The sequence below is a fragment of the Ruegeria sp. S263 genome (assembly GCF_056780525.1).
The window spans coordinates 3,310,634-3,334,314 of sequence record NZ_CM165558.1; the positions used below are offsets into that span (position 1 = coordinate 3,310,634).

The 23,681-nt window shown below is 56.6% G+C and carries 20 protein-coding genes; 15 read left to right on the forward strand and 5 right to left on the reverse strand.

Annotation, left to right across the window (positions count from 1 at the left end; genetic code table 11):
* Positions 1–27: 27 nt before the first annotated feature.
* Positions 28–1,038: a TRAP transporter substrate-binding protein DctP gene (dctP, locus tag ACT2B1_RS16335; RefSeq protein WP_170429695.1), complete on the reverse strand. Its 1,011-nt coding sequence runs from the start codon at positions 1,036–1,038 to the stop codon at positions 28–30.
* Positions 1,039–1,138: 100 nt separating this feature from the next.
* A complete protein-coding gene (locus tag ACT2B1_RS16340) occupies positions 1,139–2,431 on the reverse strand; it encodes a Gfo/Idh/MocA family protein (protein ID WP_481668188.1) in 1,293 nt (430 codons plus the stop codon).
* On the opposite strand from ACT2B1_RS16340, the gene ACT2B1_RS16345 reads away from it, so the two are divergent.
* A complete protein-coding gene (locus ACT2B1_RS16345; protein ID WP_170353340.1) occupies positions 2,430–3,083 on the forward strand; it encodes a GntR family transcriptional regulator in 654 nt (217 codons plus the stop codon). The genes ACT2B1_RS16340 and ACT2B1_RS16345 overlap by 2 nt on opposite strands.
* A 381-nt stretch (positions 3,084–3,464) precedes the next feature.
* Here ACT2B1_RS16345 and ACT2B1_RS16350 read toward each other — a convergent pair whose 3' ends face one another.
* Positions 3,465–3,872, reverse strand: a complete 408-nt coding sequence (locus tag ACT2B1_RS16350; RefSeq protein ID WP_171240921.1) for an ectoine synthase — start codon at positions 3,870–3,872, stop codon at positions 3,465–3,467.
* Between the two features lie 17 nt (positions 3,873–3,889).
* Positions 3,890–4,639: an SDR family oxidoreductase gene (locus ACT2B1_RS16355; protein ID WP_171123670.1), complete on the reverse strand. Its 750-nt coding sequence runs from the start codon at positions 4,637–4,639 to the stop codon at positions 3,890–3,892.
* 122 nt (positions 4,640–4,761) lie between these two features.
* Here ACT2B1_RS16355 and ACT2B1_RS16360 point away from each other — a divergent pair, with 122 nt between their 5' ends.
* The 7 genes from ACT2B1_RS16360 (at position 4,762) to ACT2B1_RS16390 (ending at position 15,168) form a co-directional block, all read left to right on the forward strand.
* The gene (locus ACT2B1_RS16360) at positions 4,762–5,637 is read left to right on the forward strand and encodes a LysR substrate-binding domain-containing protein (protein ID WP_481668189.1); all 876 of its coding nucleotides are present in this window, start codon (positions 4,762–4,764) and stop codon (positions 5,635–5,637) included.
* 93 nt (positions 5,638–5,730) lie between these two features.
* Positions 5,731–9,303, forward strand: coding sequence for an AAA family ATPase (locus ACT2B1_RS16365; protein ID WP_481668190.1), 3,573 nt, complete (start codon positions 5,731–5,733; stop codon positions 9,301–9,303).
* Between the two features lie 27 nt (positions 9,304–9,330).
* Positions 9,331–9,588, forward strand: a complete 258-nt coding sequence (locus ACT2B1_RS16370; protein ID WP_481668191.1) for a DUF4242 domain-containing protein — start codon at positions 9,331–9,333, stop codon at positions 9,586–9,588.
* Positions 9,589–9,702: 114 nt separating this feature from the next.
* Positions 9,703–11,118, forward strand: a complete 1,416-nt coding sequence (locus tag ACT2B1_RS16375) for an FAD-binding oxidoreductase (protein ID WP_481668192.1) — start codon at positions 9,703–9,705, stop codon at positions 11,116–11,118.
* A 185-nt stretch (positions 11,119–11,303) separates the two neighbouring features.
* The gene (locus tag ACT2B1_RS16380; RefSeq protein ID WP_481668193.1) at positions 11,304–12,683 is read left to right on the forward strand and encodes an amidohydrolase family protein; all 1,380 of its coding nucleotides are present in this window, start codon (positions 11,304–11,306) and stop codon (positions 12,681–12,683) included.
* A 3-nt stretch (positions 12,684–12,686) separates the two neighbouring features.
* Positions 12,687–13,898 (forward strand): carbohydrate porin, encoded by a 1,212-nt coding sequence (locus tag ACT2B1_RS16385; RefSeq protein ID WP_481668194.1) that lies wholly within the window; start codon positions 12,687–12,689, stop codon positions 13,896–13,898.
* Between the two features lie 28 nt (positions 13,899–13,926).
* Positions 13,927–15,168 (forward strand): dipeptidase, encoded by a 1,242-nt coding sequence (locus tag ACT2B1_RS16390; protein WP_481668195.1) that lies wholly within the window; start codon positions 13,927–13,929, stop codon positions 15,166–15,168.
* An 8-nt stretch (positions 15,169–15,176) separates the two neighbouring features.
* On the opposite strand, the gene ACT2B1_RS16395 is transcribed toward ACT2B1_RS16390, so the two are convergent.
* On the reverse strand, positions 15,177–15,722 hold the full coding sequence (locus ACT2B1_RS16395; protein ID WP_481668196.1) for a ZrgA family zinc uptake protein: 546 nt from the start codon (positions 15,720–15,722) through the stop codon (positions 15,177–15,179).
* Between the two features lie 234 nt (positions 15,723–15,956).
* Between ACT2B1_RS16395 and ACT2B1_RS16400 the strand changes: the two genes are divergently transcribed.
* The 7 genes from ACT2B1_RS16400 (at position 15,957) to speA (ending at position 23,675) form a co-directional block, all read left to right on the forward strand.
* A complete protein-coding gene (locus ACT2B1_RS16400; protein WP_171240926.1) occupies positions 15,957–17,228 on the forward strand; it encodes an imelysin family protein in 1,272 nt (423 codons plus the stop codon).
* 133 nt (positions 17,229–17,361) lie between these two features.
* Complete coding sequence (locus tag ACT2B1_RS16405) at positions 17,362–17,655, forward strand: (2Fe-2S)-binding protein (RefSeq protein ID WP_171126224.1); 294 nt, start codon at positions 17,362–17,364, stop codon at positions 17,653–17,655.
* Positions 17,603–18,088, forward strand: a complete 486-nt coding sequence (gene bfr / locus ACT2B1_RS16410) for a bacterioferritin (RefSeq protein ID WP_171123687.1) — start codon at positions 17,603–17,605, stop codon at positions 18,086–18,088. The genes ACT2B1_RS16405 and bfr overlap by 53 nt, the downstream gene beginning before the upstream one ends.
* The gene (locus ACT2B1_RS16415; RefSeq protein WP_171240927.1) at positions 18,075–19,589 is read left to right on the forward strand and encodes a di-heme oxidoreductase family protein; all 1,515 of its coding nucleotides are present in this window, start codon (positions 18,075–18,077) and stop codon (positions 19,587–19,589) included. The genes bfr and ACT2B1_RS16415 overlap by 14 nt, the downstream gene beginning before the upstream one ends.
* Positions 19,589–20,599, forward strand: a complete 1,011-nt coding sequence (locus ACT2B1_RS16420; protein WP_481668197.1) for an imelysin family protein — start codon at positions 19,589–19,591, stop codon at positions 20,597–20,599. The genes ACT2B1_RS16415 and ACT2B1_RS16420 overlap by 1 nt, the downstream gene beginning before the upstream one ends.
* 3 nt (positions 20,600–20,602) lie before the next feature.
* Complete coding sequence (locus ACT2B1_RS16425) at positions 20,603–21,685, forward strand: DUF1513 domain-containing protein (RefSeq protein WP_481668198.1); 1,083 nt, start codon at positions 20,603–20,605, stop codon at positions 21,683–21,685.
* Positions 21,686–21,785: 100 nt separating this feature from the next.
* On the forward strand, positions 21,786–23,675 hold the full coding sequence (speA, locus tag ACT2B1_RS16430; protein ID WP_171240930.1) for a biosynthetic arginine decarboxylase: 1,890 nt from the start codon (positions 21,786–21,788) through the stop codon (positions 23,673–23,675).
* Positions 23,676–23,681: the final 6 nt, after the last annotated feature.

Genomic DNA, 23,681 nt, shown 5'->3' on the forward strand with positions numbered 1-23,681 from the left:
GGTTCTCCCTCCATTGTCTTACTGGGCTCAGTTGCCTAGAGCGTTGATCTGATCCAGAACGCCTTCGGGCCATGAGCCAGCGAACTCGCTGTCCAGATACATAGACTGTACCTGATCGCGGAACGCTGCCAGATCGGGTTCGTAGATCTCCATGCCCTGCTCTTTCAGGAAACTGACAAGATCCTCTTCTTTCTGAAGCTGCTTCTGACGGCCCGACTCAGCGGCTGCGTCCGCAGCTTCCTGAACCTTGGCTTGCTGTTCCGGCGTCAACCCGTCCCAAACTTCTTTGCCAATGGCGATGTAGTTCAAGTCGACCAAGTGCGATGTCAGGATGATCTGATTGGTCACTTCGTAAAACTTGGCATCAACCACGGTCGGCAATGGGTTGTCCTGACCGTCAACGGCACCGGTTGACAGAGCTGTGTAAACCTCTGAGAACGCCATTGGTGTCGGGGCGGCACCCAACGCTTTGCCAAGGAACTGCCACGCATCTGTGCCCGGCATCCGCAGGTTCACACCCTCCAGATCAGCCGGGGTGCTGACGGTCAGTTCATCCTTGGGTTGGCGCAGGTTCACCTGACGACGGCCCAGATACATGACCGACAGCAGTTTGACGCCCAGCTCTTCTTCGGCTTTTTGCTTGAAGGCATCCATCAAGGGATCGTTGAAGACAGCCACCTGATGCGCGGCGTCCTGGTGGACATAGCCTGCGGTAAAGATCGAAAACTCGGGGAAGAACTGTGCCAGTTCCTGCGCCGAGGTAATCGACATTTCCAGGTTACCCCGGCTGATGGCGTCCAACTCCGTACCTTGGGCGAAGATTGTGCCGTTATAGCTGGGCTCATAACTTGCGAAATCAGCGACCATGGGTGCGAAAACCTCGGCCATAGCGACCGAGCGCTGATCGGTCTCCGACCCTGATGTTGCGAGGCGAAGTTGGACTTTGTCTTCCGCCAGCGCACCACTTGTTGCGCTAAACAGAACACCGGTTGCGACCAGGGCTGATACAGCAGCCCGGCGTGTAAGTTTGGTAATCACTTTGCTCCTCCCTGAGACATCATGATGCTTCTTTTTTGCGATTCAGAGTTTTGACCTATTTTGGACATTTTGCAAGATTTTTTACAAAATATCTGATATTTTAGACTGCCGTCATACCTACCACTGGTGTTTTTTGTAAGTTTTTGATCCTGACCGTATCACCTGTTCTGCAGGAATTCTGAATAGCTTCAATAACTTGAAGCGTTCTGAAGCCTTCCCATCCAGACACAATCGGTTCTGCTTCGTGTCGAGCTACCTCAACAAAGTGCCTAAGCTGATTGACCAGAGGGTCAGACGCCCCCTTCTTCAGCGCGGTCGATGAGATTGGCGTCCACCAGTCCCTTTGCTCACTCTGGTAACTCCACAGGCGAAGATCGGGAACGGACAACGAACCATGAGAGCCACCTATCATGTAGCTACTCTCAGTGGTTGAAGGATAGATTGGATATTCCTGAGACGTCATCTCCCAGCTCCATGGAGCAACGATGCTGTCGGACACACTTATGGTCCCAATCGCCCCACTTTCGAACGTCAACAGAGCACCGGCAACATCTTCGTTGTCATAACCGCGCTTGGATACAGCCGACTGAGCCTGAACGGTCACGACTTCTCCGGCCAAATACCGCAGAAGATCGACGTCGTGGACCAGATTGACCGAGATGGGCCCTGCACCTGGTTTCTTTCGCCAGGGCGCAGCATCAAAATACTCGTCTGGCTTATAGAACCAGCAATTCGCATGGACAGCGCGCACATCTCCAATCTTCCCATCGGCTATGGCTTCCTTAGCCGACCGGATCAGAGGATTGTGTCGACGATGATGTCCGACCATCAGTGGCACATTGGCCTTCTCCGCTGCTTGAACAAGCTCAAGTGCAGCGGTGGCTTCTACGGCGATCGGTTTTTCGACAAGAACGGGACAACAATTTCGAACACACGTGAGGCCTTGTTCGACATGAAGCGTGGTAGGGGTCGCAAGAACAGCTCCGTCCGGCGCCTGGTCTGCAAACATTTCCTCAAGGGTCGCGTAACATGCGACTCCGTGCTCAACGGCGTAAGCACGACCGTCATCGCTGGGGTCGACCACCGCGACGAGATCAACATGGCGCAACGCTCGGATAGCGTCCGCGTGGCGGCGTCCAACAAGACCAATGCCGACAATGGCAATGCGAAAATTCTTAGACACTTTGCTTCCTTCCGGAGGGTCTGGAAAATCCCGAAACCGATGATTGCGATCGGGCTGCTTTGCCCAACTTGGCCACGACCGTATTGGGGTTTTCGCGATTCCGCAATAATGTATGATATTTTTACTTATACCATACATCAGTTTGGATTGCTGATGTCTCTGAAAAATGCTAATTGAACGAGGAAACTGATAATATCGGGTGAAACGCATGGCGAAACAGCCGTCTACGATAGGTGCAAGCACCTATCAGCGCATCAAGCGGGACATCATCTTCGGGGAGCTGCAGCCCGGCTCCAAACTGAAGCTGGACGCCTTGAAGGAACGCTACTCGGCAAGCCTTTCGACACTTCGTGAAACGCTGAACAGGCTCGCCAGCGACGGATTTGTCGAAGCTCCCGAGCAACGGGGTTTCCTGGTCACACCAGTATCACGAGAAGACCTGACCGAGATATCAGAGCTGCGAGTCCTGTTGGAATGCCACGCGTTGGAATTGTCCATTGCGAATGGCGACACGGATTGGGAAGGCAACCTCGTTGCCGCACACCACAAACTGCACCTGATGGAACAGCAGCTTCTCAAGGGCGACGAGTCCGAGAAAGAAACCTGGAAACGATATGATTGGGAGTTTCACCAAGCGATGATCGCGGCCTGCAACTCCAAAAACCTTCTGTCTCTGCACTCCATCATCTACGACAAGTACTTGCGGTATCAGATGCTTGTGCTGACTTATCGCGGCGAAGAGGCGGTCAAGGAGCACAAGGGCATGTTCGATGCCGCGCTGGCCAGAGACGCCGACACGGCGAAGAGGCTGTTGGAAGATCACATTCGAAATGGCCTCCAGCATACCTTGGAGGCTATGTAAGACGTTCCCCTTGCCGCAATAGCGACAGCCTTCAACGCAGAGCACCCCGGTGAAGGCGAATTTCTTTTGATCGAATTCGCCAGTCAGGGCACCGCTACGACAATTGACCTTTCGGCTTACCCCTTGAAGGTCACGGCACGCATATTTTACAGAGTGTTAATGTGTGGGGTTTGTGTCCAAGACGGACCTCCGCTACCATTATCCCCCTCATTTTCCGTTAGGTACGTGAACTTCCCGCCGTTGGTTTTGCGTGGAATGTGCACTGGGTGACAATCCGGATAACAGCAGATGAAAATTCACCTGCGAAATGTGTTGGGATTCGCTGCTCGGGCGTTGCATGAGTTGAAACTGCGCCGCACATCGCATCCTTGGTTGGGCTGTTCAGACCTCGCCGCCATCATCGTGATCCAAGGGCGCATAGCTTCCATCCTTGCGATGCACTTCCCGTCCACTTAGCGGCGGATTGAAAACGCAGACTAGCCGCAGGTCCGTGTCTGTCGCACGCACCACATGCCGGTCGTGTAGATCCAGCGCATACAGGGTGAATGGCTCAAGGGTGTGCCATGTGTCATCGTCAAACGCCCTGATCTGCCCTTTACCTTCGATACAATAGCACGCCTCGAAATGATGTTTATATTCAAGTTCAAGCGCAGCACCCTTTTTGATGATCGTGTCCGTCAGCGAAAACCCCAATCCGTCAGAGGCAAGCAGCAACCTTCGGCTGCTCCACCCCGGACCAGAGACGTCCCGATCTGTCTCAAGGATATCTGCAAGTGCTGTAACAATCATCTTTCTCCGCCTTTTTGCTATCGCACCGCCCGGTTCATTCCACCGTCGGACAGTATACTCTGACCATTGATATACCGCGCGGCGTCGCTGGCAAGAAACACGCAGGCCTGCCCGATTTCCTCAAAGGTAGCGGGCCGTTGGGCGGGGATTTCCCGACGGGCCCGATCGGACAGGTTCACATTCTCGCAGAATCCGGGCAGCAGGTTGTTCATGCGAATGTTGTGCCGGGCGTAACGATCACCATACAGCTTCGAGAAACTGTGCAAGGCACCGCGCAGCATGCTCATGGGGTAAGGCGCACGCGGCTCTACAGCGTTCATGGATGAGATATTGACGAATGCACCGCCGCCCTGCTCGATCAATATGGGCGTGAGGATGCGGGCAATTTTGACAACGTTCAGCACGTACATGTCCAAACTTTCGTGCCAAAGCGCATCGCTGAGCTCCAGCAGCGGCCCGTCAAAATCCGGATCGAATCCGACGGTTTTGATGGCTTCGGGCACCGTCCCACCGTGGCCCATATTACTGACGATCGCGTCAATCCGCCCGTACTTGCTTATGGTGTCGTCGATCATTGCTTGCAGATCATCGACATCCAGCACGGACCCCCTGCGTCCAATACCGCCAAGTTCCTCTGCCAGTTCAACCGAACGGTTAGATGGGGACATCAGCGAGACCTTGTAGCCGGCTTTCGCCATTTCAATGGCGCATCCCCGGCCGATACCTTGTCCGGTTCCCGTCATCAGGGCGACCTTAAGTTCGGGCATGATCTTTCCTTTCTTCAGGCAGACTACTTATGAGATTTACTCAATCGAAATCAGCCTAATTGCTGGAAAGGAAGCAGTACTATCGAGTTTTTGGTATCCTGATGTTAGATATTCTCACATGATTGAAAATCTCAGACACCCTGCGGGCCCTTCAAGCGTTTGATGAAACGGCGACCCATTCCAGCCTGACAAAGGCAGCGGATGTGCTGAACGTCACCCACGGGGCGATCAGCCGTCAAATCAAGCTACTGGAACTGCATCTTGGCGCGGTGCTTTTTCATCGTCGTCCCAATGGAGTCGAACTGACCAAGGCCGGGGAACGCTTGTATCAATCGACGCGAGGGGCGTTTTCCGCATTGCAACTGGGTGTGTCAGAGGTAAAGCGGATTCGTCATCGCCAGTCGATTACAGTGTCGTTGTCCACATCTCTGGCGCTCAAATGGCTTGTCCCATTGCTCAGTTCGTTTCAACAGGAGCATCCGGGTATCGCCCTGCTGCTGGACACAAATGACGCCTATGCGGACTTCGACAGGTCCGAGGTCGACATAGCCCTGCGTTTCGGCAAGCCCGGCTGGGGCGAGCTGTATCATGAGCAAATAAAGCAAGAAGAGTTGATTGTCGTCGCCGCGCCATCGCTTGTTGAAAAACAACGACGACCAATGCACGCCGAGGAGGTTGCTGACCTCCCGCTCTTGCACGACGCCTTCAACGTTGGATGGGAAAGTTGGGCTGCGCAGGTTGGGCTAAGCCCCGAGCGGATCAAGTCACAGAGTGTCAAATACGTGGATAGCGCCGTTTTGTTGGAGGCCGCTATTGACGGACAGGGCGTGGCATTGGCAAGAAACCTGCTGGCCGCCAGAGACTTGGAACTTGGCCGACTAATCCGCCTGGATGACAGCAGCGTCCCACTGGACCGTGGGCTGTATTTCGTCTGTCGCCCCGGCGATCAGGAGCGGGTCACAGTGAGAATTTTCAAGAAATGGCTCATGTCGATTTGAGGATTTGCCTGTTGTACCGAAGTCAGCATCACCACCTACAGGTTCAGACTCGACGTTCTTGATTAGTATTCAACAACTCAGCATGATCCAAAGATGGGAGTTGGGATCGAAAATTGGCTGAACGGTCTTGGTCTGGACCAGTATGTTGACGCTTTTGTCCAGAATGACGTTGACGCGCGGGTCTTGCCACTTTTGACCGCGGAAGACCTGAAGGAATTAGGCGTCAGCCTCGGTCATCGCAAAATTCTGTTGGCGGCGATCTCTGATCTGACACCCGATGACGCGCCCGCGCCCAAGGCTGTGGACACGGACCCCATCGACCGGCCCACCCGATCAACCCCCGTGCCAGAAACATCGGACAGCGCAAGCCCGGTCGCCGAGCGACGCCACCTGACGGTTATGTTCGCTGACCTTGTTGGGTCGACCGAATTGACGAACCGGCTGGACCCAGAGGACATGCGGATCTTATTGCTGAACTATCAGGACGCAGTCGCAGGGGCCGTCAGTCGATATGGCGGGTACGTGGCGAAATATCTGGGCGACGGGCTTCTTGTATTCTTCGGCTGGCCGCGCGCCTACGAAGATCACGCCATTCGCGCGGTCAAGGCCGGGTTGGATGCGATCAACCGCGTCAGAGAGCTTCGAACACCTGATGGGGACCAACTGTCGGCACGGCTGGGCATCGCAAGCGGCGATGTCGTGGTCGGGAACACCGTCACCGAAAACACTTATGAGGAAGGCGCCATGACCGGCCCGATCCTCAATCTGGCGGCACGGATTCAGGAACATGCAAAACCAAATACGGTTGTCGTTCCCGAAGTAGAAACCGAAGCTGCCCTGCATCGTATCTTTGAGTTTGAAACGCTCGGGGAAGTGGATCTGAAAGGGTTCAAAGACCCCCGAACCTTGTTAGAGGTGGTGGCCGAACGCAGTGCCGAAAGCCGGTTCAAGGCCTCCCACGGGGACGAAAGCACCAGCGCCCTTATTGGGCGGGATTACGAAAAGGGCATCCTTCTACAATCGTGGCAAAGGGCCCGTAACGGACAGGGCGAGGTGGTTCTTCTGTCGGGCGAACCGGGCATTGGCAAATCCCGTCTGACAGAAGAGTTCCTGGCTGACTGCACGACGGATGATCAGGCAGACGTTATCCGGCTGAACTGTTCTCCATACCTGACCAGCAGTCCCTTCCATCCGGTCACGGAACGAATTTCCCAAGACGCAGGTGTCGAGCCCGATTTCGACGACAATCAAATTTTGGAACATGTGCGCGACATGCTCAGTTCGCGCCCCGGGCTGAATCTGGAAAAGGTTCTGCCGGTTTTCGCCGCTCTGGTTGCCCCGCGCAGTGCGCTGGCCCGACAAATTCTTGAATTGTCACCACAAGAACAACGCGACCTTACGATCCAAACTCTGATCAAGACGGTCAAGATACGGTCGAACGCACGACCCGTGATCCTGTGCGTGGAAGATGCGCATTGGATCGACCCTTCGACTCAGGCCCTGTTAGAGCGGTTCAAAACGATCTGTGCCGACCTACGCCTGATTATCCTAATTACCCACAGACCAGAATGGGAGTTGGGCAAGAGCGAAGGCGAAGCGCATGTTCAAACACTGAAATTGCGGCGCTTCGATTCCGCTCACGTCGCGAATTTAATCCGCAATATCTCGGGGGCAGAGCCTGATCAGAAGATGATCAATCTGATCATCGAAAAAACCGACGGCGTGCCGCTGTTTGTCGAGGAACTGACGCGCGCAATCCTAGAGGCCGGAGGTCAGGACAACGTCGCCATTCCCTCTTCGCTCAAGGGTGCTTTGATGGCCCGTCTGGACGCCGTTTCTCAAACCGCAAAGCGGGTTGCGCTGACGGGGTCGGTCATTGGCCGTGAGTTCGACCCGGTCTTGCTGGGCGCTGCCATGGGAGAAGACAAGTCAAGCGTTCAGACAAGTCTGGATGAGTTGTCCCGTACTGGCCTGATTTTCGAAAGCGGGCATAACCGTGGGCATTTTGTCTTTCGCCATGCCCTGATCCGCGACACGGCCTATCAATCCATGCTTGGCTCTACCCGGCGGCAACAACATGCAGATGTCGCACAGGCCCTGAATACGCTACGATCCGCCGAAATTGCACGCCGGCCCGAACTGGTCGCCCGCCATTTATCCGAGGCCGAGGACTGGGCCGCTGCTTTCGACAAGTGGCGCACAGCAACCGAAATGGCCCTTGCCCGGTCCGCCAGCCAAGAGGCAATGTCCAATGCGCGCGAGGCGCTTATGGCGGCCCAAAATATGGGCGCTGGGATCAGCGTGGAAACGATTGTCGGGCAGATTCTTGTTGGCAGAAGCTATGACAGCCTTGGCGAGTTGCCGGAAGGGATTGCGGTTCTCAAGAAGGCGTCAGACGCCGCCTGTCAGATTGGCGATATCGGATTGGCGGCGGATGCCGCCAACCATTTTGCGGATTCCTGCATGATGTCCAGCGAACGACACGCCGAAGCCATAGAGCTTTGCAGAGACGCTCTGGACGCCCTGCCGGAAGAAGATGAAACCCGCCGCTGCCGCCTGATAAGCCAGCTTGCACGGGCCTATATCTTTGTCGGCCAATTAGCCGAGGGTTCCCGATATGGACAGCTTGCCATGGAGCTTTCAGCGAAACTTGGGGATCACAAGTCCCAGTTTTCGGTCATGATGATGCATTATGGCGCGCCCTTTGTCGCCAGAAAGGAAAGCGAAGCACGTAACTGGCGCGAGAACCTAGAAGCAATGCACAAAGTTGCCGAAAAGCTTGGCAGCATTGATCAGGGTCGCGACAGAACCCTAAGCCTGTTTGTGGGTGCGGAAATGGCAGATCGCCAGCTCATGGAGCACTCGCTTGAGTTGTTGACCGAAATATCCAGAAAGGACAATCACCTACAGCTTTACTGGGTGCAAAAACATGCGCGCGCAATGGTTGCCATAATGGACGGAGACTTTGAGGCGGCGGAGAAACACGCGACAGAAGCCGTCAAAATTGGCCGAAAGACGCATGGTGAGCATGTCGAAGGCGTCTATGGCGTTCAGATGTTCACGATCCGTCGCGAACAGAACCGATTGCACGAAGTGGCGCCAGTCATCAAGAAGCTGATGTCGGAAAGCCCCGGCGATGTCGCTTGGAAACCGGGGTTCGGGCTGATCGCAGCCGAGCTTGGGTACAAGGAACCGGCCGAACGTATTCTTAACGAAATGGCTGAAAACAATTTCGTTTTGCCGCCCGACGCGATGTATACGACGACCTTGTCCTACCTTTCTGACATCAGCGTCGCCGTCGAACACAAGCGGCACGCGGAAGCGCTTTTTGAAATTCTCAAACCCTACGAAGAGCTGACGATTACAGCAGGCGCAACCACGGTGTGTGCCGGTGCCGCAGCGCGGCGTCTGGGCAGCCTTGCCGCTTTGCTGGCGGATTGGGAGGCGGCCGAGCGCCTTTTCGAAAAGGCAATCGAGATCGACACGCGGATGGCCTCGGTCCCCTGGATTGCGCATAGCAAGGCGGCTTTTGCCTCGGCGCTGCGGCGTCGAGGGCGCGCGGCCGACATACGCCGGGCATTTCAACTGGAAGCGGAAGCGTTGGCAACGGCACAAAAATTAAGTATGGTTTCCCTTAGGTCAAAGCTTGAAGGAACTGCCGTTTGACCCCTTAAAAATGCTTGGGGGAGCATGATGCCAAGATACATTATCGAAAGAAATTTTGCAGAACAGCTTGATGTAACAAACGACGACAAGATCAAGATTAAAGAAATCAACGACGAAGAAGGGATCGAGTGGATTTTCTCGTTCCTCAGCGCGGATAAGCGAAAAACCTACTGCCTGTACGAAGCCCCGGACGAAGAAAGTTTGCGCAAGGCGGCCAAAAGGCTGAATTTCCCAGCCGACGTCATTACGCCGGTCGACCGGATCGACCCCGGAATTTTTGCCTGAAGCCCAACCGTTCTCCTACGGATCAAAAATCACATCAATACCGGGAACAGGTGGATCTTCGATTACTGGGGCAGTAGCGCAAGAAACCTTTTATGCAAATGAAAGGTTATCCCAATGTTTGATTTGAAGTCGCTGCACGGCGATATGGTAACGGTTGATCAAGACGCGCTCGATGCCCTTAGCGTATCGCTCAGGGGGGGCGTTTATCTTCGCGGCAGCCCCGAATACGACGAAGCCAGAACGACCTGGAACAGTATGGTCGAGCGATACCCCGGTTTCGTGATCCGGGCCTTGGGCGCCAGCGATGTTCAGAAGGCGGTCAATTTCGTGCGCGATGCCGGGTTGGTGATGTCTGTCAGATCTGGCGGCCACCAGATTGCAGGTCACGCGGTTGCGGACGAAACAGTCATGCTGGACCTGTCGCATATGCGATCCGTCCACGTTGACCCGATTGCAAAATCTGCGCGGGTCGCTCCGGGTGCCCTGCTTGGCGATGTGGACCGCGAGACACAGGCCCACGGTCTTGTCGTTCCGACCGGTATCAACTCGACCACAGGGATAGCCGGACTTACGCTTGGCGGTGGCTTCGGCTGGACCACGCGGAAGTTCGGCATGACAATCGACAATCTGGTATCGGCTGAGGTTGTTACGGCAGAGGGCGAAATTGTCACCGCATCCGCCAGCAGTCACCCCGAGCTGTTCTGGGCGATCCGTGGGGGCGGCGGAAACTTTGGCGTCGTGACGTCCTTTGAGTTTCAATTGCATGACTTGGGGCCAGAGGTCCTGTCAGGCTTGATTGTACATCCCATTGAAAACGCCCCTGCGCTGTTGGCAGAATATGCCAAAATCGCGGACACATCACCGGACGAGCTGACCGTCTGGAGCGTCATGCGAAAGGCCCCGCCATTACCCTTCCTGCCGGAAGAGTGGCACGGACGAGAAATCCTGATCTTTGCCGCCTGCTATGCCGGTGCAATGGAGGATGGCGAAAAGGCCGTCGCCGGGTTGCGCGCGTTGGGTGATCCGATTGTCGATGTTATCTCGCCGCATTCCTTCGTGGATTGGCAGGCTGCTTTCGATGCTCTTCTGACACCCGGCGCTCGAAATTATTGGAAAAGCCACGATTTCGAAACGTTGTCTTCGGATGCGATAACGGGATTGCTGGACGGCATTGCCACGCTTCCGGATCCGGCGTGCGAGGTGTTCATTGCCCATGTCGGGGGTGCGATGGCACGGGTTGGAGCAGATTCAACGGCCTATCCACAACGGTCGGCGCATTTCATCATGAATGTGCACACACGTTGGGAAGATCCCGCCAAGGACGCCGAATGCATCGACTGGGCGCGTACTCTGTATGACAGGATGCAGCCGCACGCGACCGGCAGCGCCTATGTGAACTTCATGCCCGAGGATGAGGCCGACCATATGGCTGGAGCCTACGGCGCGAACGGCAGCAAGCTGTCCAAAATCAAGGGCAAGTACGACCCCGGCAACCTGTTTAGGGTCAATCATAATATCCTGCCGACCTGAACGGCACAGGGTTATGCCATCCGACGGCGGCCCAAACACGGGTCGCCGTCAAGGGTGATCGAACCGTGACGCTCATTGTTCGACATACGCAAATGCGCCCTTTTCAAATCGTTGACACCGCGCGGGCATCTCCGTCATATTCAAAAATATGATAGAATAAGAACCAACTTGATCAGGAGGGATGGATGCGGCTTTCCAAGATTAACCTGCTCATAGCACTCGTTTTTTCGGGCGCTGCTTTTGCGCAGGACGCCACGCCCAAGCAAACGCTTTTCACCAACGTACATGTCTTCGACGGCGTGAATGAACAACGGGTCGAAAACGCAAACGTTCTGGTCGAAGGGAACCTGATCAAAGCTGTCTCGACCTCACAGATAGACGCGCCCAATGCCACTGTGATCGACGGTGAAGGCCGCACCCTGACGCCGGGGTTTATCGAAACGCACGCGCATCTGATGCTGATGGGGCCAAGCATTCCCGCGATGGAAGCCAATGCCACGTGGGAGGATTTCGGCATCCACGGCACGCGTATGGCCGAGATGTACCTGATGCAGGGCTTCACAACTGTACGGGACGCCGGAGGCGCGAATGGAGGGCTGCGCCGGGCCATTGATTCAGGGCAAATACTTGGTCCGCGTTACTATCCGTCAGGTGCGTTTCTCGGCACGCGGGGCGGACATGCGGATTTCGCCAGCTTTACCTCTCCACCCGGCGCGTCGACGAATTTCAGCCGCCTGAACATGGCACAGGAAGTTGACAGCGTTGCAGACGTTCAGAAATTTGGCCGGAACAACTTTCGGATGGGCGCGACGCAGTTGAAATATATGCAGTCGGGCGGCGTGGTGTCTGCCTTTGACCCGTGGCAACTGCTGGCCGGATCCCCCGAAGAAATTGAGGCCGCCGTGCAGGTTGCCAGTGAATACGGCAGTTACGTCATGGCACATTCCTACCGGAAAGAGGCCATCATGAATGCGCTCAACGCGGGCGTCAAAAGCATCGAACACGGGTTTTCCTTTGATTGCGAAATCGCCGCACTGATGAACGAGAAAGGTGCCTACATCACGACCAACCTGACCGCATTCGACCCCGGCCTGTTGGAAATTCCCGCCGTTGCCAGCGTGCCGTCCAGCCTCGCCAAGGCCAAGTCTGCGTCCGAGACCTTTGCTGGCTATATCGACAACATGAAGGAATGTCCTGTCAAACGCGGGTTTCAGACCGACTGCGTCGGCTCGGTCGAAGCCTGTAATATCCAGATTGCCTATGAGAAGAAGCTCAACAACGATTTCTTCGGCCCCTTCGTGTCCATGACAACGCTGACCTCGACAGGTGGTGAGATCGTTGCCCTGTCCGGCGATTTCATGAACCCCTACCCTGCGGGCAAATTGGGTGTGATCGAAGAAGGCGCCTATGCCGACATCCTGCTGATCGACGGCAACCCGCTCAAGGATTTTTCCGTCGTTGGCACCGGTGATCAGTGGTTCGGCGCTGATCCGCGTCCCGAAAGCCCCGAGACCATTCGCCTGATCATGAAAGACGGGGTGATCTACAAGAATACGCTGGAGTAACGCTTGCCTATTCACTGGCCCGAGGGGTTCGGGACGATCAAAATGCTCGGCGCGTCACTGGCGTTCATGTCTTGCGGCACTGCAGCTCTGGCGCAGGGTTTGTCCGGGCCATCATCTGTCGGCGCAGAGCTTGAGCCCGGTGACGGGTTGACCGATCCGCAATACCGATCAGACTTTCCCCGCAATATCGCGCCGAACTGGTTTGCGTGGAAAGATCGCCTTGCCGAGAATGGCTTTCGGTTCAACATCGACTATCTCGCACTTGGACAGACAACGAATGCTGATCTGGGCGAAGCCGAAGCCGCCGGAAGTATCGCGCGGTTCTATGGGAACTGGCAAGCAAGCGACCTTGGCTCGCTGACCTTCAAGATCGAAGATCGCCGCAGCTATACCGATGTCGCGCCGCAGTTTCTGGGACTAGACGGGGGGGCGCTGTCGATCACCGGCACCGCATTCAACGATAGCGGGCTTCTGCTGACCAATCTGTTCTGGACCCAGCGCGCCGAGAACGGCGCATGGACCCTGCAGGTCGGGCAAATCGACGTGACAGATTTCGTCGATATCTACGGGCTGGTCAGCCCCTATAGCGGCTTTCAAAACCTCGCCTTCAACACAAACCCCACGATCAACACCCCCAATCAGGGGCTGGGGATCGCCGGGGGGCTTAAACTCAACAACAACCTATACGCGGTGGCCAGCATCGCCGACGCCAACGCGGATCCGTCCGACCCGAATTTCAACGTGTTCAGCGACGGCAACCTCTTTAAGTCGTTAGAACTGGGCTATACCTCTGCCTTTGATCGTATCTACTTCGACAATGTCCACCTGACCCTTTGGCATGCAGACGCCGCAGAAGACGGCAGCCGCGCTGAAGACTACGGTGCCGCCTTTTCCGCAGCGTGGTTCGTTGGCAACACGTGGATGCCGTTCCTTCGCGCAGGTGCCTCTAAGGGAACGGCAGCTCTGTACGACCGATCCGTCTCGACCGGTATCGGGTATTATGGGCGCAACACGGACCTTGCCGGTCTGGGCCTGAACTGGGCCGAGGCGCGCGGCGTGGACGGGGATCAGATCACGCTCGAAGCGTTTTATCGGTTCTCGATTGCGCCGGGGCTGCAGATCACGCCGTCTGCCCAATTCATTTCCAACCCGCTGCTTAATCCCGATCAGGACAGCATCGCCCTGTTCAGCCTTCGCACGCGCATCGTCTTCTGACATCCGCCTATCCCAAAGGAGTATCCTGATGAACAAATTGATCGCCGCCGGTATTTTGGCTCTGTCTTTGGGTACCCCGATCCTTGCCAGCGAGGAAAGCAAAACCTGGGACGCCTCTGATGAGGCCAAGCAATTTGTTCAGGACACGATTGTTCTGGGTATGCTGGCCAGCCCCTATGGCACAGGTTGGACGGAATACGACCAGCTTCACACCTATTTCGAACGCGCCCGAGACAACGGTATAACCGGGCACGAAATGACGCTTGCGGCGGCGGGCATGTCTTTTGAAGCGCTGCTTGAACAGCACTATCACTTTCGGGCGGCGATGGCCCAGCAGCCAGAGAACTACCTGATCGTGAACGAAACACGCGACATCGAAGCAGCCCATGCCCAAGGTAAGACGGCTGTGATCTGGAACAGTCAGACAGCCACGGCTCTGGACGGCGACCTGACGAAAATGGCGCTACTCAAGGACATGGGGATCAAAAGCATGATCCTTGCCTATAACGACATTTTCAGAACCGGTTCGGGGCAACTGGCGGCGTATAACGGGCGTGACATTGGCCTGACGCCGTGGGGCAAGTCCGTCATCGACGAAATGGTGCGGTTTGGGATCTTACTGGACCTTAGCCATACCGGGTCAAAAACCGCCAATGATGCTATGGATTACATTGACGAGACCTATCCCGGCGTCCCGTATGTCTATACCCATTCGGTTCCTGCCGGGCTGTACAAAAACGCGCCAGAAGCCACCGCGCGCGGGTGCTATCGCGCGATCCCCGACGATGAAGCCCTGCGTGCCGCCAAGTCGGGCGGCTATGTCTCGCCCACATTTACGGAATGGATGATGGACGGCATCTGGCCCGAGGATATCTCACCCCAGCAAGCTGCGGACATGATCGACTATTACGTGCAACTGGTGGGCGTTGATCACGTGGGGATCGCCACGGACGACATGTTCTCACTCGAACTTGTGGTGCAATTCGCGACGGCCAATGCCAGCATGTATGACGACGGTGGTTACATGATTGACGCCTTCAACAAAGGCGCAACCGGCAACGGAGAGCTTGCCAAGATTTTGGCCGCCGTTACAGACGATCTGTGGGCGCGCGGTTACAGCAACGAGGACTTGGCGAAGATTTACGGCGGCAACAAGATGCGGGTCTATGCGCAGGTTTGGGAAGGCAAACATCCGCAACAGTTCCTGCAGGAATACCCCGAACGCCTGCGCATGCGGCAGGAATTTCGGGATCTTTTCCATTCTCGCTGAAACGAAAGTCAGCGCGCGGGGGCTACGCTTAAAACCGGCGTTGTGCGGGTTACCTGCTGTGTGCTGATTCCTTCGGCTTCGGTGATTTTCACCGCCAATGTCTTGGCGCTTGGGAAACGATCAAAATACCGGAACTCGATTTCCCTTAACGCGTCCATGTTCTGACACCTGATCTCATAATCGGCGTGAAACTCAGAATTTTTGGCCTGATCTCTTTCTCCGCCCTTGTCGGAAATCACGCCAAAGCGTTTTCCCGGCAGTGTGACATTAGCCGAGGTTGCAAAGCACCTTGCACTGTCAGCCATGCGAAACAATTCCAGCGGGTCAGACAGGCGCGAGACTGCAATCGCCACACGTGTTTGGCTGTCTTGTTCGACACTCAATTGATCCATGATTTCCGAACCGGGGGCAGACAATGACAAAGTGATCTGCCCATCCGAAATTGCTATATTCAGGCGGCCTGACCCGACCTGCCCATACGCTTTGGACTGCGTGGATGGCACGGCGATTGCGGTAATCAAGGCCAAAACTAAAACAAAAAACTTCTTTAACACGGCAACACCCAACCTGAGCTCTGCGCCTCAAAAATAAATCTGTATTACACCCCGTACAACCACAACACGAGCCCCCAAGACCCCACCAAATATGGGGAGTGCGCGGGCTTCGAGGAGGAAAATATCCGACAATAAAAGTCAGGTTGACATTGTTGACTATTTCACTCAGTTATCAATTAGCAAGCGTCGTGATGCCCGCCAAATACCGTTTCAGCAATGGAAGACTCTACCCCGATGACAAAGTTATTTGCCGCCACCAGCGTCCTGACCCTTACCGCAGCGACCGCGTTTGCCGCGGGCGATACTCATTCGAAATCCGATGTCCTGACCACTTATGCCGACATTGCCGAGGCGAAATACGAAGACAGCCTGATTGCGGCAAAGTCCCTGCAGAAGGCCGTGAACGCGCTGATCGCACAACCGTCAGATGCAACACTGAACGCTGCCCGGGCTGCATGGATCGCAGCGCGCGTGCCGTATCAGCAGACCGAAGTTTATCGCTTTGGAAATGCCATTGTCGACGATTGGGAAGGCAAGGTTAACGCGTGGCCGTTGGACGAAGGGCTGATCGACTATGTCGATGCGTCCTATGGCGGCCCGAGCGACGAAAACGAATTCGCTGCGCTAAACGTGATCGCCAATCCCAGCTTCGACCTTTCAGGCGAAACAATTGACGCCACCGAGATCACCCCGGCCCTTCTAAGTGATACTCTGCACGAAGCGGATGGGATCGAGGCCAATGTCGCGACCGGCTATCACGCCATTGAATTCCTGCTATGGGGTCAGGACCTGAACGGCCACGGTTCTGGCGCAGGAAACCGTCCTTTCACGGACTACGTGCAGGGCAATGCATGCACAGGCGGCAATTGCGACCGCCGCGCGCAGTACCTGAGTGCGGCCACCGACCTGCTGGTCAGCGATCTGGCTTGGATGGCCGATCAATGGAAAGAAGGCGGCGAAGCGCGGGCCGCTCTGGCCGTGGACGAAACCGCCGGTGTGTCTGCCATTCTGACCGGAATGGGTTCGCTGTCTTACGGTGAACAGGCAGGTGAGCGGATGCGCCTTGGCCTGATGCTGAACGATCCCGAGGAAGAGCATGATTGCTTTTCTGACAACACGCACAACAGCCATTACTATGACGGGCTTGGTATCCAGAATGTCTATCTGGGCAGCTACACCCGCATAGACGGCACCCCGGTCAGCGGTGCATCTCTGTCTGATCTGGTGTCGTCAAGCAATCCGAAACTGGACGCCGAGATGAAGATCAAGCTGGCGAACACAATGCAGGCGCTGGGGCGCTTGAAATCCACGGCTGAGGCCGGGTTTGCTTATGACCAGATGCTCGAGCGTGGCAACGAAGGCGGTGAACAACTGATCATGGGCGGCGTTAACGGTCTGGTCGATCAGACGAAGACGATCGAGCGGATCGTCACAGCTCTGGAACTGGACCAGATCGAGTTTGAAGGCTCGGACAGTCTGGACAACCCAAACGCTGTTTTCCAGTAACTCAAGCATTGCCGGAGGCGCGTCTTTTGCCACGCCTCCGGCATCCTTGATCCCGCAGACCCACCAGTTGACTCTGGACCAAAGGTAAATAACTTACTAATTAAGTAAGAAATATATCGAGCACCGAGTCGTTATGATCGTATGCCACTGCACAAATATAACGGATCACGACATCCAAACAGCGATTGACTGGATGCGCTCGGCTGATCCCTTCGCGGTCATCACGCCCGGAAAGATCTACCATGCCCTTGGAAAGTCTGCGGATTGTGGCGGTTGCATGCCGCTTTTCTTAGACACGATGCGGTCCAGCGACAAACTGGAAGTCCCAATGCAGCTTCGTGCGTTGCGCACCGATGCATCACAGGAGAATACGAATGAAGGGCGACCCAAAGGTCATAGAATATCTAAACAAGTCTCTGCGGCATGAGTTGACGGCCGTCAGCCAGTACTGGCTTCACTATCGTCTGCAGGAAGACTGGGGTCTTGGTCACATGGCCAAGAAAAGCCGCGAGGAAAGCATCGAAGAGATGGGGCATGCGGACAAGCTGGTCGAGCGGATCATCTTTCTTGGCGGCCATCCAAACCTTCAGAAACTGGACCCTTTACGCATCGGGCAAACCCCAAAGGAAACACTCGAATGCGACCTGGCGGCAGAGATCGACGCCAGGGCCCTCTACAAGGAAGCGCGCGAATATTGTCAGAGCGCCGGGGACTACGTCACCATGTCTCTGTTTGAAGGATTACTGGCCGATGAAGAAGGGCATATTGATTTTCTTGAAACGCAGCTTGATCTGTTTGAAAGGATCGGCGAGGCCAATTATGCACACCTCAACGCATCGAAAATGGATGAAGGCGAGTAAGCTTTCGTTTGCGGTGGCGGCCGTTTGTGCGACGACCCCATCCCTGTCGGCCGAATTACAGGACCTGCACTTAAACGTCATCCCCACCACCGAAGACGAAAAATCCCGGATTGCGGCTGTCACGGCTACTCCGTTGGATTTCGACGCCCCACAACGGTTTGAAGAACTACCTGCGGGTGCAGCAACCGTGCGCCTGCGCACCGACGCGGATGCGTTTTCCCAACCGTCCGGCAATCTGGAATTCGCCCAGGAACTTGACTTCAAAGTCGGCAATGGGCTGTTCAAAAAAATCTGGGTCTCATCGCCGTCCTCCACCCTGGCTTCGGATGGGTTGGGGCCGCTATACAACGCGCGCTCGTGTCAACGCTGCCACCTCAAGGACGGTCGGGGGCACACGCCGAATGGGCCGGATGACAACGCCATTTCGATGTATCTGCGTGTGTCGATCCCCGGCGGGGATCCGATACAGGAGATCAAAGACTACATCGCCACACAGCCCGAGCCGAACTACGGCGGACAGATGCAGGACCTGTCCCTGCTCGGTCACCCGGCGGAATACAGGTTGGACATCACTTACGAGGACGTGCCCATAAAGCTTTCGGGCGATGAAACTGTCGTCTTGCGCAAACCAACGTATAAGGCCGCTGATCTGGGCTATGGCCCTCTGCACCCCGATGCGATGCTCAGCCCGCGTGTCGCACCGCAGATGATCGGGTTGGGACTGCTTGAGGCGATCCCCGTCGATGACCTGCTCGCCAAGGCTGACCCCGACGATGCAGATGGCGATGGTATTTCGGGCCGACCGAATATCATCTGGTCGATCGAATATGGCGCGCCGATGATGGGCCGCTTTGGGCATAAGGCTGGTATGCCGACGATTGCGCAGCAATCCGCTGCGGCCTTTGCCGGGGACATCGGAATTTCAAGTCCCCTGTACCCGGCAGCGTATGGGGACTGCACTGAATTGCAGGCAGAGTGTGTAAGCGCCCCGCACGGAGACGGTGACGATCGCACGTTTGAAATACACCAGCAGGGCATGGATCTGGTCGTTTTCTACAGCCGCAATCTGGGTGTGCCAGAGCGTCGTGACGTGGACGATGCCGAAGTTTTGCGCGGCAAGCGCGTGTTTCACGACAGCGGGTGCGCCGCGTGCCACACGCCATCACACGTCACGCACCGGCTGGAAGACCGGCCCGAGCATAGTTTCCAATTGATCTGGCCCTATACCGACCTGTTACTGCACGACATGGGCGAGGGTCTTGCCGACAACCGTCCCGAGTCCCGCGCGACAGGCCGCGAGTGGCGTACACCGCCGTTGTGGGGAATTGGCCTGACGGAGCAGGTTTCGGGGCATACCCAGTTCCTGCACGACGGTCGCGCGCAATCGCTGCTGGAAGCTATCCTGTGGCATGGCGGCGAAGCTCAGGTGGCACGCGACAAGGTTGTCACGCTGCCCAAGGCGGACCGTGCGGCCCTCATCCGGTTTTTGGAGAGCCTGTAGTGCGTGCCGTTCTACTCGCTTGCGCTCTGATGACCCCTTTGCCCGCAACAGCTCAGGACCGGGGGCCGATCCTGACGGACGTGGTCGAAGGGCACATCCTGCCCGGCTATGCGCGTTTGTCCAAGGCAACCGGCGCACTTAGCAGCGCGGCGCAAGGGGATTGCGCAGCCACATCCCCCGAATTGCGCGCGGCTTATCATGCTGCTTTTGATCGCTGGATTACAGTAAGTCATTTGCGGTTCGGTCCCTCCGAGACCGACAACCGGGCCTTTGCGCTGGCGTTCTGGCCCGATACTAAAGGGTTCACAACCAAGGCGCTGTCAGGTCTGATCGCAGTTCGGGATTCCGCCTTCGAAACGCCCGAAGGATTTGCTGAGACGTCAGTCGCCGGGCGCGGTTTCTTTGCGCTGGAGATGATGCTGTACGACCCCGCCTTCATGGAAACCGAAGACGAGCCGTACCGATGCGCCCTTGTTCAAGCAATCGCAGTCGACATCAATCACAACGCCAATGCGATTGATGCGGATTGGGTGTCATACGCAAGTCAAATCACCAAACCCGGAGGCCAAAGCGCATTCCGCTCGGACAATGAAGCCATGCAAGAGCTGTACAAGGCGCTTGTCACGGGGTTGGAATTCACGGCCAACACCCGCCTCGGGCGGCCATTAGGAGCGTTCGACCGCCCCCGGCCCAAGCGTGCCGAGGCGCGGCGATCTGAACGCTCGTTGCGCCATGTCGAACTGTCCCTGATCGCATTGTGGGATCTTGCGGCGCGATTGTCGTCTGATCACCCCGAGATTGACACCGATCTGGCCGAAGCGTTCGAAAAGGCCATCGATCGCGCGCAGCGTTTGGATGATCCGAGGCTTGCGGGCATCGCGACACCTCAGGGGCGATTGCGGGTTGAAGCTCTGCAACAGTCGATCAACGACATCCGGTCGGTTGCCACTACTGACCTTGGCCCGACATTGGGTATCAACGCCGGGTTCAACGCATTAGATGGTGATTAAGGTATGACCAGCCGCCGCCGATTTCTGGCAGGACTGGCTGCGGCTAGCCTTGCCCCCACCCAAGGATGGGCGGCCGTCGGTGCGCCCGACTATCTGGCCGCCGCCCTGTTTCCTGATGGATCACACCGTTTGGTCGGTTTGTTGGCGGATGGAAGTATTCTGTTCTCACTGATCTTGCCCGCCCGAGGCCACGCCGCCGCCGCGCACCCCCATCGCCCGCAGGCTGTTGCCTTCGCGCGGCGACCGGGGACCTTTGCCGTGATCATCGACTGCACAACAGGTGCGCAAACCGCGGCGTTAAACGCGCCTGACGGCAGACACTTCTACGGTCACGGCGCATTTTCACAGGATGGCACCCGACTATTCACAACAGAAAATGACTACGAAGCCGGAGAAGGCGTGATCGGTGTCTGGGAGACGGCACAATATACTCGGTTGGGCGAGTTTCCGTCAGGGGGAACCGGCCCCCATGACATTCGCCTTATGGCGGACGGGAAAACACTGGTCATCGCCAACGGAGGGATTGAAACGCACCCCGACACCGGCCGCACCAAGCTGAACCTGCCGGTCATGCAGCCGAACCTCACCTATCTGGACCTCGACGGCTCCATGCTTGAACAGGCCGAATTGCCGCCGGGGCTGCGCCAGAACTCGATCCGTCATCTGGCGGTCCGGCCTGACGGGCTGATTGGGTTTGCGACCCAATGGCAGGGTCAAACCATTGAACACCCGCCCCTGCTTGGCCTGCACAGACCGGGCGACGAAATCCGCTTATTATCCGCCCCGAATGCGAATCAAAGCAGGTTGCAAGGCTATGCCGGCAGCATCGCTTTTTCCGGCGATGGTGCATCGGTCGCGATCACCTGTCCCCGCGGAAACGCTTTGCACCAATTTCGTGTCGAGGACGGTCAATTGATAGGTGCTTTCGAACTGGATGACGTCTGCGGACTTGGCACCGGCGGAGACGGGTTTGTGTACACCACAGGCACCGGCGCGGTTGGAACGCTGGGCGCGACGGTCAAAACGTCGGCCCGGCAGGACTGCCAATGGGACAACCACCTGATCCCCGTGGGACGTCCGGCGTAATTTGGGCAAATCCACCCCTTAGATTACACTTGGAAGAATCAAACAGCTACCGTATTGGCGGCGAAACACCGGCTCCCCTCTGAGTTAAGGACTGACTCGATTGAAACAGACGCCCGACGCACCGCATTCCATCTACGGGGTTGATAAATGGGGCAAAGACCTGATCGAGGTGACGAAGCAGGGTGAAATCGGTCTGCGCAATCCGCTCGCGCCCGACGCTGCCGCGATCAGCCTGCCCGGGATTCTGGCCGATCTGGATGATCGGGGGATCAAGGCCCCGATGCTGCTGCGGGTTTCCTCTTATCTGGAACATGAAATTGCGCATCTGAACGAAAGCTTCCGCGACGCCATTGCGCGCGTGGGCTACAAAGGCTCCTATCGCGGCGTCTTTCCGATCAAGGTGAACCAGCAAGCGCAGGTCGTCGACCGCATCGTCGAGTTCGGTAAGAAGTACAATTACGGGCTTGAGGCCGGATCAAAACCCGAACTGGTTGTGGCGCTGGCGCATCGCCTTGCGCCTGAGGCGTTGATTGTCTGCAATGGCGTCAAAGATGCCGAGTTCATCCAACTGGCCATCCTCAGCCGCAAGATCGGCTTTAATACCGTGATCGTTCTGGAAAGCCCGAAAGAGGCCGACACAGTGATCAAGGTCTATAACGAGCTGGGCATCGAACCGCTGATCGGCGTGCGGGTGAAGCTGACCAACCAGATCAGCGGCAAATGGGAAGAAAGCTCAGGCGACCGCTCGGCCTTTGGCATGAACACTGACCAACTTGTCGCAGCGGTGGACAAACTGCGCGACGCGGGGCTGTTGCATTGCTTGAAACTGCAACACTCGCATCTGGGCAGTCAGGTACAGGACGTCAACGACGTGCGCCGTGCTGTGGGCGAAGCGTGTCGCTACTACACCGAACTCACGCGCGAAGGCGTGCCGATGACCCATCTGGACCTCGGCGGCGGCATGGGCGTGGATTACACGGGCGAGAAGAAAGCCGCCGAGAACTCGATCAACTACACGGTCGAGGAATACTGCGCCAACGTGGTCGAAACCGTGGCTTATGCCATGGATGAGGCCGAGATCGCCCACCCAACGCTTGTCACCGAAAGCGGGCGGGCCGTGGTGGCTACATCCTCGATGCTGGTGTTCAATGTGTTGGAAAGCACGCTCTACGACGCCCCAACCGGCCCCGAGGTTGAACCCGACGATCATCACATGGTCGCTGACCTTGCAGCCGTTCACGGATACCTCAGCAAAACCCGCCTACAGGAATGCTGGAACGACGCCACATTCTATCGCAACGAACTGCGCGCGCTGTTCAGACGCGGCTATGTCGACCTGCGCCAGATGGCGCGCGCTGAACGAATCTACCTGTCGCTCATGGCCCGCCTCAAGGCGCTGGCCGCAAGCGATGATCTGGACACGGATGTGGATGACCAGCTTGAGAAAGTCGCCGATATCTACCACTGCAACTTCTCTCTGTTCCAATCCCTGCCCGATGTCTGGGCCATCGACCAGCTACACCCGATCGTGCCGTTGCAGGGCCTGAACAAAACGCCCGACCGGCGCGCTGTCCTGTCAGACATCACCTGCGACAGCGATGGCAAGATCGACCAGTTCATTCTGGCCGACGGTGTCTCACCCAGCCTGCCGGTGCATTCGCTGCCGGATGAGGGCGAGTACTTCATGGGCGTCTTTTTCGTCGGCGCCTATCAGGAAACGCTTGGCGATCTGCACAACCTCTTTGGCGACACCAACGTCGTCACCATCGACCTGCGCGCCGATGGCGGCTTCGACCTGCTGCATGAACAAGAGGGCGACACGATCAGCCAGGTCCTGTCCTATGTCGAATTCGACCCGCAAGACTGCGTCGCCGCTTTCCGCAAAATGGTGGACGAGGCGATCTCGACCGGTACTCTGCAAGCCAAGGACCGCAAAACCCTGATGAGCGCCTATCGCGACTCGATCAACGGCTACACCTATTACGAATAAGAAGGA

Excerpts from the sequence above, each read along its gene's own strand:
- ACT2B1_RS16365 (WP_481668190.1), top strand. The coding sequence starts at position 5,731 with ATGGGAGTTGGGATCGAAAATTGGCTGAACGGTCTTGGTCTGGACCAG.
- ACT2B1_RS16390 (WP_481668195.1), top strand. The coding sequence starts at position 13,927 with ATGAACAAATTGATCGCCGCCGGTATTTTGGCTCTGTCTTTGGGTACC.
- ACT2B1_RS16355 (WP_171123670.1), bottom strand. The coding sequence starts at position 4,639 with ATGCCCGAACTTAAGGTCGCCCTGATGACGGGAACCGGACAAGGTATC.
- ACT2B1_RS16375 (WP_481668192.1), top strand. The coding sequence starts at position 9,703 with ATGTTTGATTTGAAGTCGCTGCACGGCGATATGGTAACGGTTGATCAA.
- ACT2B1_RS16370 (WP_481668191.1), top strand. The coding sequence starts at position 9,331 with ATGCCAAGATACATTATCGAAAGAAATTTTGCAGAACAGCTTGATGTA.
- bfr (WP_171123687.1), top strand. The coding sequence starts at position 17,603 with ATGAAGGGCGACCCAAAGGTCATAGAATATCTAAACAAGTCTCTGCGG.
- ACT2B1_RS16405 (WP_171126224.1), top strand. The coding sequence starts at position 17,362 with ATGATCGTATGCCACTGCACAAATATAACGGATCACGACATCCAAACA.
- ACT2B1_RS16380 (WP_481668193.1), top strand. The coding sequence starts at position 11,304 with ATGCGGCTTTCCAAGATTAACCTGCTCATAGCACTCGTTTTTTCGGGC.
- ACT2B1_RS16425 (WP_481668198.1), top strand. The coding sequence starts at position 20,603 with ATGACCAGCCGCCGCCGATTTCTGGCAGGACTGGCTGCGGCTAGCCTT.
- ACT2B1_RS16415 (WP_171240927.1), top strand. The coding sequence starts at position 18,075 with ATGAAGGCGAGTAAGCTTTCGTTTGCGGTGGCGGCCGTTTGTGCGACG.
- ACT2B1_RS16400 (WP_171240926.1), top strand. The coding sequence starts at position 15,957 with ATGACAAAGTTATTTGCCGCCACCAGCGTCCTGACCCTTACCGCAGCG.
- ACT2B1_RS16340 (WP_481668188.1), bottom strand. The coding sequence starts at position 2,431 with ATGCGTTTCACCCGATATTATCAGTTTCCTCGTTCAATTAGCATTTTT.
- ACT2B1_RS16350 (WP_171240921.1), bottom strand. The coding sequence starts at position 3,872 with ATGATTGTTACAGCACTTGCAGATATCCTTGAGACAGATCGGGACGTC.
- ACT2B1_RS16345 (WP_170353340.1), top strand. The coding sequence starts at position 2,430 with ATGGCGAAACAGCCGTCTACGATAGGTGCAAGCACCTATCAGCGCATC.